Annotated in this window: 13 protein-coding genes; 7 read left to right on the plus strand and 6 right to left on the minus strand. The window is 59.5% G+C overall.

Features of this window, described 5'->3' with window-relative positions; all coding sequences use genetic code 11:
• Positions 1-104: 104 nt before the first annotated feature.
• Entirely contained in the window at positions 105-674 is a 570-nt protein-coding gene (locus GGQ88_RS17950; protein ID WP_484549392.1) for an ImmA/IrrE family metallo-endopeptidase, read from the plus strand.
• A 4-nt stretch (positions 675-678) separates the two neighbouring features.
• Positions 679-1,173, plus strand: coding sequence for a PIN domain-containing protein (locus GGQ88_RS17955; RefSeq protein ID WP_183614848.1), 495 nt, complete (start codon positions 679-681; stop codon positions 1,171-1,173).
• Between the two features lie 173 nt (positions 1,174-1,346).
• Here GGQ88_RS17955 and GGQ88_RS17960 read toward each other — a convergent pair whose 3' ends face one another.
• Both GGQ88_RS17960 and GGQ88_RS17965 read right to left on the minus strand, forming a co-directional pair.
• A complete protein-coding gene (locus GGQ88_RS17960) occupies positions 1,347-1,919 on the minus strand; it encodes a thermonuclease family protein (RefSeq protein WP_246386296.1) in 573 nt (190 codons plus the stop codon).
• Between the two features lie 28 nt (positions 1,920-1,947).
• Complete coding sequence (locus GGQ88_RS17965; protein ID WP_183614850.1) at positions 1,948-2,997, minus strand: tetratricopeptide repeat protein; 1,050 nt, start codon at positions 2,995-2,997, stop codon at positions 1,948-1,950.
• 248 nt (positions 2,998-3,245) lie between these two features.
• On the opposite strand from GGQ88_RS17965, the gene GGQ88_RS17970 reads away from it, so the two are divergent.
• A complete protein-coding gene (locus tag GGQ88_RS17970) occupies positions 3,246-4,550 on the plus strand; it encodes a DUF6946 family protein (RefSeq protein WP_183614851.1) in 1,305 nt (434 codons plus the stop codon).
• Between the two features lie 14 nt (positions 4,551-4,564).
• Here GGQ88_RS17970 and GGQ88_RS17975 read toward each other — a convergent pair whose 3' ends face one another.
• Positions 4,565-5,188 (minus strand): S24 family peptidase, encoded by a 624-nt coding sequence (locus GGQ88_RS17975; protein WP_183614852.1) that lies wholly within the window; start codon positions 5,186-5,188, stop codon positions 4,565-4,567.
• 172 nt (positions 5,189-5,360) lie between these two features.
• Here GGQ88_RS17975 and GGQ88_RS17980 point away from each other — a divergent pair, with 172 nt between their 5' ends.
• A complete protein-coding gene (locus GGQ88_RS17980) occupies positions 5,361-6,410 on the plus strand; it encodes an IS110 family RNA-guided transposase (RefSeq protein ID WP_183614853.1) in 1,050 nt (349 codons plus the stop codon).
• 328 nt (positions 6,411-6,738) lie between these two features.
• On the opposite strand, the gene GGQ88_RS17985 is transcribed toward GGQ88_RS17980, so the two are convergent.
• Complete coding sequence (locus GGQ88_RS17985; RefSeq protein ID WP_183614854.1) at positions 6,739-8,067, minus strand: HipA domain-containing protein; 1,329 nt, start codon at positions 8,065-8,067, stop codon at positions 6,739-6,741.
• The gene (locus GGQ88_RS21400) at positions 8,067-8,510 is read right to left on the minus strand and encodes a helix-turn-helix transcriptional regulator (protein ID WP_246386298.1); all 444 of its coding nucleotides are present in this window, start codon (positions 8,508-8,510) and stop codon (positions 8,067-8,069) included. The genes GGQ88_RS17985 and GGQ88_RS21400 overlap by 1 nt, the downstream gene beginning before the upstream one ends.
• Positions 8,511-8,702: 192 nt before the next feature.
• Here GGQ88_RS21400 and GGQ88_RS17995 point away from each other — a divergent pair, with 192 nt between their 5' ends.
• The 3 genes from GGQ88_RS17995 to GGQ88_RS18005 all read left to right on the plus strand — a co-directional run bounded on the left by GGQ88_RS17995 (position 8,703) and on the right by GGQ88_RS18005 (position 10,237).
• Positions 8,703-8,933: a hypothetical protein gene (locus GGQ88_RS17995; RefSeq protein ID WP_183614855.1), complete on the plus strand. Its 231-nt coding sequence runs from the start codon at positions 8,703-8,705 to the stop codon at positions 8,931-8,933.
• 54 nt (positions 8,934-8,987) lie between these two features.
• On the plus strand, positions 8,988-9,680 hold the full coding sequence (locus tag GGQ88_RS18000; RefSeq protein WP_246386301.1) for an integrase: 693 nt from the start codon (positions 8,988-8,990) through the stop codon (positions 9,678-9,680).
• 86 nt (positions 9,681-9,766) lie between these two features.
• Positions 9,767-10,237 carry an SDR family NAD(P)-dependent oxidoreductase gene (locus tag GGQ88_RS18005; RefSeq protein WP_183614856.1) on the plus strand — a complete coding sequence of 157 codons (471 nt, stop codon included), beginning with the start codon at positions 9,767-9,769 and terminating at the stop codon, positions 10,235-10,237.
• Between the two features lie 9 nt (positions 10,238-10,246).
• Here the strand turns inward: GGQ88_RS18005 and GGQ88_RS21835 are convergent, their stop codons facing one another.
• Positions 10,247-10,468: an MJ0042-type zinc finger domain-containing protein gene (locus GGQ88_RS21835; RefSeq protein ID WP_425490462.1), complete on the minus strand. Its 222-nt coding sequence runs from the start codon at positions 10,466-10,468 to the stop codon at positions 10,247-10,249.
• Between the last annotated feature and the right edge of the window lie 23 nt (positions 10,469-10,491).

Genomic DNA, 10,491 nt, shown 5'->3' on the forward strand with positions numbered 1-10,491 from the left:
CTGCTTGAACTCTTCAGTATGCTTGATCATCTCGTCGATCTCCTGCTGCGAGCTTAAAACGCTCAGGTGACCGGCGCAAAACCGTTACAAGTCCAGTACTCTCGATCGATCTCGACGACATCGATGGGCTGGCGGCGCGCGTGATGCGCAAGGGGCGTGATGCTGCGCGGGTAATCGTCGTGCGCAAGAATATTTGGTCGGAGCGCAAACGCTTTACGCTTGCCCACGAGCTCGGCCACATGGTCATGACGGCCACGGCAGCGGTCGACGATGAGGGCGCCGCCAACCGTTTTGCGGGCGCTTTCTTAATGCCAGCCGATGTCGTGCGCGCCGAGGTGGGTGCCCAGCGCTCGGCGATCAGCATCGGCGAGCTGGTAGCAATCAAGGAGCGTTTCGGTGTCAGCGTCCAGGCAATCGCTTATCGCTGCCTTGATCTCGGCATCATCGATAAGAAGGCATTTTCATCGCTATTCAAGGAATTCGTCAAGCGTGGATGGCGTAAGGAGCCCTTCGCCGAGCCCGCCCGTATGGCCCCCGAATACGAGGAGCCGAAGCGGTTCGAGCGACTTTGCTACCGCGCTCTGGCCGAGGGCGTGATTGGCGAGAGCCGTGCGGCAGAGATGCTGGGGATAACGCTCAAGACGCTTGATCATCGACTGGCCGAAGCAGACTGACGCGATGCCGTTCCTTGTGTCGGACACCTCGGTCATCATCGACCTCGATCGCGGCGACCTGCTCGACCCGGCCTTCGCGCTTGAAGACAGCCTCGTGGTCCCCGATCTCCTGTTCGAGCGTGAGCTGGACCAGGCATTTGGAGACCGGCTGCGCGCGCTCGGCATCGTGATCGAGTCACTCGAAGGAAGCGAGGTCCGGCACGCAGCGCAACTCGGTAGGGCCGAGCGCAGACTCTCGGTTGCCGACACCTTTGCCTTTGCCTTGGCGCATGGACGACAATGGACGCTGCTGACCGGCGACGGTGTCCTGCGCGCAATAGCGCAGGCAGAAGGAGTCCAGGTGCATGGCGTGTTGTGGATCATCGACCGCATCGAGGCGGCGGGGCTGTGCGATGCACCGACGCTCCATGCCTGTCTTACCAAGACGGCCGCCCATCCGCGCTGCCGCTTGCCGCGACGTGAGGTGGATATGCGCCTCAAACGATATCTGACCGCCTAGCAAGGTACGTGAGCGGCAGCGCTTAAGCCCGAAAGTTCTACGCCAGCCCACCGATGCCGCGCTCCGGATTCCGACCGACACAAACGTCCGACAGAGTAGGCATTCAGATCTGGATCTTGTCCATTGGGCCAAACGGGAAAAATCTGGCGATGGCGCCGTTGAGTAGCATCTGACTAGATCAGTCGGCCCTGACCCTCCGATGCCCGGCTCCGGCGCCTTTGACGGCGTTTGAAGTTCCACGGTGGCTCTGGATCATCCATAGCCCACAGTCCGCGCCGGCTATGCCGGGCGTCATCCTGCGCCTCGAAGTATTCTGCCTCGCGATCGAACGCATATTGCTCAACCACCCAAGCCCAGCCATTCACGATCATCTCGAGCTCGATATTGCGCGTCACATGACGCGCTTGCTTCACCGAACCGCTGCCGCATGTGCCTTTGTGATAATATTCGATCCTGCCGACACTCATCTGCTCCGTCAGAAATCCCATGCAGAGCAACCGCTTGTACGGATCGATGGGCATATACCCTGTCGATTCCTTGCCAACTGGATCGAGGCGAAGCTCTTTGCCTGCGATGAGGCTGGCCAAGAAATCCCTAGACTCGGGCCCGAATGGTTGGGCCATTTCTGGCGCATCAATGAATGCAAAGCGAAAAGGGATGCGTTCGACCCATGCTTCGCGATAGGGATGCCAGACATTGGCAAGAAAGCCGTCGCCGTCGAAGACCTTCTGGACAGTCGCCTTCAAGACCTCTTCGGGACCTGCGGGGCCGGGATCATCTGGGACGATGAACATGGCTGCCTGTCTCGGCTATTGCAGCGCGATCAATATTGATTTTGGCCTGCACGGACTTCGAATTGGTAGCTGGTGAACCGTTGCCGGGCCAGCGCAGGAGCCACGCAAACCGCTCGGGATCCTGAAGAAGCAGAAATTCACGAATGCGCTGCCGTTCCTGATCGGACGAGCGAACCAGCAGCGTTCGCAATTCCTGGTCGATCGCTTGGCGCGGCGCCCCCAGGCTCTCGGCTTTCGCGTACCATGCGTGTCCTGCAAGGAGGTCACCAAGCTCGATGTGAACTGCGCCCAACAGCGTGCATGGCCTGTAGTCACTTGAGGTCAGTTCATGCGCTTCGCTTGCCAGTGCCTTCGCCTCGTCGAGGCGGCGCAGATCACGCATTGCTCCGCCGCGCGTCGTTGCCAAGGCCGACCTGAGTTTGGAATTTGATCCGCACCGCGCCAACGCCGCCTCGGTCAGTCTCAATGCTTGCTCCGGTTCACCAGCCTTGCGCCAATGCCCGCTCGCATTCACGACATTCCAGGGATCACCGCTGCTTTCCCATGCTTGGGTCAGGGCTGCGGCTTCCAATGCGTGCCAGGCTCTCTGCAGCTCGTCGGTCCAGCAGTAATCGGCCTCGATCTTGAGCCATGCGACGTCCTCGACTTTGAGGCGTTGCCGGTTAGCGACTTGCCTGAGAAGCGCCATCACACGCGGATAATCTTCGCTTTCGACATATCCCACGCCGAAGCGCTGTCGCAGTTCCCTGGCCTCTCGCTTCCGGCGGAGCGCGGGATCGTTCGCCATGGCGGCAAAGGTCGCCTTAACCGCAGCTGCTCTGGCCTCAGCGCGCTCTGCCGATTCTGCCGCATCCTTCACGGCCTTTGCCGAAGCCTCCTCAATGCGCGCTGCCTGCTCCCGCTCGGCCGCGGCCCGAAACTCTCCCAGGGTTAGCTTGCCATCGGCCAAGGCGTTGAGCGTATGGAGACCTGTCGTGGCGAGAAACTGCTGCTGTAGCGCGGTCACCTGTTCGCCTGAATCAATCTTCAAGAGAATCCCGTTCAAGCGGGCGCCCAATTGAGTCGCGCCAGGCAGGTCCTCCAGAAAATAGCGTTTCGCCAAATCGGCGTGCAGAGATCGTGTCATGGGCCTTTCTTACGTCTGTGGTCCTGCTCGCCGATGATATCTTCAATTCAGATATCGTGCGACTTTCTATGTGGCACGCCGGCCTTTTGGATCTCTTAACGTCGCGACGCCCAGTCGTCGTATAGCGGTGGGACCTATCGTCTGGTGTTGACATGGTGCCGGAAGAAAAGAAGCTCGGCGCCATGCAAAATGAATCGACCATCCGCCGCCTGCATGTCCCGGTATTGCGGCCTGAAGACGTGATCCATCACCTCGGATCGCCAACCCATTGGCAGCCAGGGCGTTCTGCCAAATCGGTGGCCGATCTCTGGTTTTCTGCGAACGGGCTTCCGTCTTCAGTGAAATCGGCTTTCGATCATGACTTCGCGTTCAAGGGAGCCGCATTGGTCGATGCATTTTTTGAGCGCCCGGTAGACCTTGGTGATGGTCAGCGACCGAGTCAGACCGATCTCATGGCGATCCTTCGTCTTGATGGGCGTCTTGGCGTTCTGGCCGTCGAGGCGAAAGTGGACGAGACTTTTGGCCCGACAGTCCAAGAGTGGCTTTCGGAAGCAAAAGGGGATGCGACCGCACGCCCGGCACGCCTGGAGCGGTTGTGCCGAATTCTCGATCTCGATCCGGCGACGGTCGGGACAATCCGATACCAACTCATTCACCGAACGGCCTCCGCTGTCATTGAAGCTCAACGATACTGCGCGCGCGATGCAGCGATGATCGTTCAGAGCTTCTGCCCCAAGCGCTCTTGGTTTGACGACTACCGGGCCTTTGCCGAGGCCATGGGTTTTCCAGATGCGCCAGTTGGCACAATCAGTACGGCGAAAGTCTGCGACGGCGTATCGCTGCGGATTGGGTGGGTGGCTGAGCCAAGCGGTGGCCCGGTCAAGCGGCTCGGAACGGCGCGCACCGTTCCTTCGCTCACGGAATTGGGCCGGGCGCAGCTGTCAAAGTCCTTTTTCATGCGCGATATGCTCTATTCGGAAGTTGCGATGATCCACGGGCTGAACAACGCGCCCGATGACCCGGAACTGGCCATCAAGGCCGGTAAGCGGCTCTGCGAGGAGCTACTTGAACCACTGCAAGAGCAATGGGGACGGATCGCCATCCGTTCCGCCTACCGCTCTTCCGAGGTAAACGGCTTCTGCAACCAGATGCAGCGCAAGAAGAAGGCTGGCTACACCTGCGCTTCAAATGAGAGCAATTACGCCGGGCACATCTGGGATCGTCTTGACTCCGATGGCCGCATGGGTGCGATGGCGTGCGTCGTCGTACCCAGTTTCTGGGCGAAACATCAGGAACCAGGAGATTGGCGGATCCTGGCCCGCTGGGTGCATGAACATTTGCCCTATTCGACGCTCTATTTCTTCCCGACTTACTGGGCGTTCAACATCGGTTGGCATGAACGTCCTGAGCGGACGATCAAGAGTTACGCCGAACCGGCAGGTCTCTTCACACCTTAAAAGCGCGAAGCCGATCAAGCTATGTGCAATCCAGCCCATATCACTCGGCCGACGATCTGCACCCCATTCCTCGGAAGGCCATCCCAGTTGGGATAGGTCGGATTGTCGGTCAGTACCGAAATGCGGTTTCGGGTCGGCTCGAGCGCAATCCTACGGACCAGCAGTCCGGCATCGGCTCTGATGACGTAAAGTCCGTCGCGCGGATTTTCGTTGGCGAGGTAGCGCTGGATCAGCACTTCATCGCCGTGCCGCAGCGTCGGGTTCATTGCATCGCCCTCGACCATGACGATCGAAACCCCGGTCGGCTTGTGACTGAGCTTCCGAACCCATGCCTCATCGACCAAGCGGATGCGTGCCAGTGCGTCCGCATCATCTGTGGTGCCAAGGACAGGGATCGCGATCGTCGACAGCCCGGTGTTCTCCGGGACTGCATCGCCGCCGAACACCTCTGCCGGAACTCCGAAATGCACAGACAGCTGAGTCATATCGCTGTCGTCGAGGCGGGTCGGGCTGCCGCGTTTGATGAATTGCTGAATATAGGCGGGGTTGCGGCTCAGCAGCCGCGAAACCGACGAATAGGACTCACCGCGCTCCTTGATGAGGTCGTCGAGTGCGCGGCGCGGATCCAGTTTGGCCATCCTACGATTTCCTAGACCTTGTTTCGCATTTTCGAGGAGCATTCCCATTCGCCGAATCTTTCGCCGATTGCTACCCTCCCGTTGGCTTGTGGACGTCGGAAGTTTGCAGGGCTCCTGCCGCGAGATTAAGTGACGCCGCGCCAAAATAGAAGGATTTTCAGGGGGATTTTGGTTGGTCTACCGGAAGTATTGGGTTGGTCTGGATACGGGGATTTCCGAAACAGCAGTCTGCCTCATCGACGAATTCGGCGAAATCCTTTTCGAAGGAAAACGCGATACAAATGCCGATCAGATAAAGGATATCCTGCGCCCCTTCGGGGTCGAGGCGGTCCAGCGCATCACCATCGAGGCAGGTGTGGGCACGCACATGGTGCGCGAGCTCCAGGAGCACGGTTTCCCCGTCTACGTCGCCGAGGTTCGCAAGGCGTCCAAGTTCCTCGCCATACGGCGGCAGAAAACCGACGCCAACGACGCGCGCGGACTGGCCGAGCTTGGCCGGATTGGACGGACCATCGGGTCGGAAGTTTTCGTGAAGCCGCTCGAGTGCCAGAATCTCCGCAGCCTACTCAACGTGCGCAAGAACCTCGTCCAGCAGCGCATGAAGACTGATGCCCTGGTCCAGTCGATCGTCCGGCTGCATGGCGGGCGTCTCAAAACGAAAACAGGGGTGGGTAAGCTCGCCATTGGCATCGAGGACCAGTTGGAGCGACTGAAGGCTGACGGGCTCGATGTAGATGCCGATGTTAGGCCGCTGATCTCGATCGCGGAAACCCTGCGGTCGCATATTGCCGGAATGGACAAGCGCCTTCGCACCATGGCCGCCGCTCATCCGGTTTGTTCCAATCTTCTGACAGTGCCGGGAGTTGGCCCGATCACTGCCCTGTCCTTCTACAGCGCCATCGGCGACCCTTCGCGCTTCCAACGGGCCCGCGACGTTGGGCCCTATTTCGGACTGACGCCGTCCATCCACCAATCTGGTGTTCTCTCTCGCGTTGGGAGGATAAGCCGCTTCGGCAGCAAACTGACCCGCACGCACCTGGTGTCCGCTGCCACGGTTCTGCTTTGCTCGACGAAATCGCAAAGCGCCTTGCAGACTTGGGGGCTCGCGCTTTCAAAGAAGGTGGGTCTGTCAAAGGCCCGGGTCGCCGTCGCCCGGAAGATGGCAGTCGTGATGCTCCGAATGTGGAAATCGGGGTCGGCCTTCGACCCCTCGCACACCTGAAATCAGTTCCTCCTCCGGGAGGGGCAGGCCTGGACCCCGGTGAGTTTTCTGGGGCTTTGACCTCGCTGTAGGTAATCGGGCCAGGCCTGCCATTCAATCTAGCGGTTTACGATTCTCGAGATTTGCTAAGTCTCACTTAGCGAAAAAAGGAATTGATAAACTTGGCGCACGTTTCCCTGGAGGAAGCCCCATTGACGGCTGCGAGCCTGGCTAGTGCCTGACGATGGGGAATAGCGATGTGCATGCTAACGGTTCGCCTCTTATCGACCTAGGCTGGAATGGCCGGGCCAGGTTTGGAGCTGAGCACGCCGGGGGACCTGGCAAGCAGTTAGCTGAGATTCCACCCGCCGCCGCGCACCACGTGTGCATCACGCTCCCGCACGGCCAGGCCAAGACCTAGTTCGGTGTTCAGCAGTCCCGACATCTCACCGATGAGATTGTCCAATGGACGCATCTCTCTCGGGAAATCGTTCGCAAGCCTCTCCATCACTTGGATCAGCTCAGTTGCCGTCGAGGCCAGAATGCGTCTTGCGCCCGCAGTTGGGATACCGAGGGCGACGCAAAAACTCTCCAGATCGCCAGCCGTTATTTCGTGAGGAAGATGGGCATTGCCAATCCGGAACGCCAGTTCATCCGTGAAACCCGCGACCATCCCTACCGGGACGAGGTCATAGAATGGCGCAAGCACCGGAGACTGACCCGGTATATGCAGAAGGGCGTGGTTCTTGGCATGATTGTCGTTGTTGCCGACAAGCAGATTGAACAGCGTCAAACGCAGAAAACGCTCGCGTGCCAACGCTGGCCTGTCCGTGGCATCCAGCACGCGGGCGATAGCAGCAGCGTCAAACCGGCGTCCCTCGCGGCCACGCCGCTCGTATTTGAGCTCCGCGGGAAGACTGAGCGCTTGGGCAAAGTCTTCCTGATGTACACGGTAAACCTGGTCCTCGATCACCAATCGGTCAAAGCGGGTGATCAGCAGCACTTCCTGCCCCTCAACCTCTCCCGCAACGCACGCGCCGACATTGAACCCTGCCTGCTCGGCAAGTTCGGTTACGAACGCCTCGTGGCGAGCTTCGTGACGATGGTTCGGGTCGGGAATTTTCAGGATGTGGGTAGTTGGCGCCCCCGAGCCTGCCTTGGGCAGTCCGAAACGATCGCCCGGCAAAGCCGCGAGCGAAATCTTCCTCCGAAAGCCGGCGACAGGCGACGGATCGCGCATCTCTTCTGGCAGAGGTCGTCCTTGCGCAAGGCGCAGAATGAGATCGGCAAAGTCCTCCTCGCTTAGCGCGTCGTAATCTTGGCTGAGTGAGCCGGGTCGTTTGATTGGCGGATGATCCTCCCGCAGCACACTGACCGATCCCGAACAATCCGCGCCCACATGGGCCAGCAGGCCGACGATGTCCCCGCGATCGAGCCCCTCGCGCGCGACGACCCGCTCGAGCTGGTCGTTTTCCTGCAAAAGGTTGCTGAAGAAGGCGCGCGAGATCGCATCGCCGAAAGGCTCCTCTCGTAGCGGCAGGGACAGCGAAAGCGGAAAGTTGGTGGCTGCTTCGATCCATGCAGGAGCATAGGCGAGCTGCACTGCGCCATTATCATCCGCCGTCAGTCGCCCGACGGGATCAGGGGATGCTTCGACCCAGACGTTGAGGGTTTGCATCAGGCGCGGCGCTTCTTGGCGAAGAGGTCGACACCGACCGCTCCCGCGCAGGCTAAAACCTTATCGAACTCCAGACTGGGCTTGCCCCCCTCAAGTTCGGAAACGAAGCGGCGGCCAACGCCGGCATGCGCGGCGAACTCGGCCTGATTCATTTTCATCGCCTTCCGGGCGTCTCGCACCATCAGCCCGAGTTCGGCAATCGACTTCAGAGGATTGCGGGTTTGGCCAACCGCTTCAGCAATTACCCGCTCCGGCTTTCCATCTGACATAAGGAGCTGCGATGGCATGGATAGATTGGGATGCCGGGCTTTCAGCATTTCCCCCTGCACAACCAAGGGATGCTTTCCGAGCGCAGTGATCAACGCAGCGCCCGAGCTGCCAGGCTTCATGCGCGAGGCGAGCAGCAGGTTAGCCGCAGCTGGCAGTTTGGACTCTTTGCTCATGTCCTGCACCCTTTCGGGAGCATATATGCTCAAACCACCTAAAAAGTCAATGAATGCACCCGTTCGGGTTCATTGAGGCGACGAGTGCAATGTTTGAGCCTGAAATGCTACCGTTCGGGAGCACAAATTTCGGCAAATTTGCCATAAGCCCGCGCGCCTCCCAATGGGGGGTAAGGTCGCGATGAGTATCCCATGACCAAGGCTTCACATCCTTTTTCAGAGACCTCAAGCAGCGCGAAGATTGCGCCGACGGGGATCGCAAAAGATTTGGCGGGGCGAGTTGGAACGATGCATGAACGAATTTTTGCGGGCCTTTCGGTCCCTAGACTGATGCAAGTTTCTACTTTTGTTCACGGTGTGAAAACGGCGGAAATCCGCCGTTTCGGCAAGTTTCGAGTCCCTGAAAAAGACTCGAACCTTTAAATCATATTGAATTGCGGGCCTTTCTGCGGGCCTTCGAGAAAAACCACATCCCGTATGATGCTGTTTTACCACGTAAAACATAATTCGATGCGAGTCCTCTTCTGGGCACCATTTTCCTCTCCGGACAGATCCCGAATGTCCGGAGAAGTCCGGGAAATCAGCAACTTAGTGGGTATTCCCGTCCCCGCTGATCCCCCTGATCCACTGCAATCTACGGTACTTTGCGGTACTTTTTACGGTACTTATTATCGTGAGGTACCGCCATGCTTACCGATATGGCTGTGCGAAAAGCAGGCCCCCGCCCCTAGGCTTACAAGCTCACCGATGGAGGTGGGCTCTTTCTCCTCGTCAAGCCGACAGGTCACCGATACTGACGCATGGATTACCAATGCGCCGGAAAGCGGACGACGATCGCTCTCGGGGTCTATCAACGTTACCCTGGCCGAAGCCCGAACCAAGCGGCTCGAAATCAAGAAGCAACTTAGCGAGGGCGAGAATCCCGCGGCGAAGCGAAGGATCGAAAAGATCACCGGTTCACTGGCTCAGGCAAACACCTTCAAATCTGTTGGGTTGGAATGGCTGGACAAGGCTCAGCGCGAAAGCCCCACAGATGTGACCATGGGCAAACTGCGCTGGCTGCTCGACTTCGCCTATCCGATTCCCGGCGACCGCAAGATCGGCGAGATCAGAGACTGCGGAGCACCTGCGGACGGGTGTCCGCTACGCTATTGCGACGGGCCTAGCTGACCGCGATGTGTCGGCGGGGCCTCGGGGGGCGTTGATCGTGCCCAAGGTCAAGCACCGCGCAGCGATTGTCACGGCCGCAGAAGTCGATGAACTCCTGCGCGGTATCGGCGGCGTATTTCGCGCGCGGCGGACGCTTCGATCCGCTTGCCGACAGCGATTGGGCCGACAACTTCCGGGTCACGCTCGACGGTGTATTCCAGGACATGCGTGCGTGTACGCCGCGCATGTCCGCCGGCGGCGCCGTCGTGAATATCGCGAGCGTAGCCGCTATGGTCGAGATGCCCGTCAAGGCCGGTTACGGGGCAGCCAAGAGCGCGGTTATCGGATTGACGAGAACCGTAGCGGTTACTCTCGCGCCGCGTGGTATTCGTGCCAACAGCCTGCCACCGGGCTTCGCCACGACGAAGGCGCCCGACGACATCGCCGGAACGGTGGCCTTCCTTGCCTCGGACGATGCGGCATTCATTACCGGAGCGTGGTGGTCGATGGCGGGTTCACCGCGCAATGACGTGCGCCACCCTGCGTTCCTAGGAGGGCACGACGGAGAAACCTCATGATGGCGGTCTTCAATACTCCGGGCGAGAAGCACAGAGTTGGACCAGCAGCGGAATGCCGCTCTTGCTCAGGTGGGCTTCGAAATTTCGGGACCCAAGCGGCACGGGATGGCCGTCGAACAGCGCTGATGCGCACCGACCGCATTTCCCGCCCGCTCCAAGTTTGGAACGAGCAACCCGGTTGGTCGTCGAGCAGGTCGGACAGATGATCAGGATCGGATCTGTTGCAGTCATGCCTGATTTCCGAGATCGAGGAG

It is taken from the genome of Novosphingobium hassiacum, assembly GCF_014196055.1.
In the GTDB taxonomy this organism is placed as follows: domain Bacteria; phylum Pseudomonadota; class Alphaproteobacteria; order Sphingomonadales; family Sphingomonadaceae; genus Novosphingobium; species Novosphingobium hassiacum.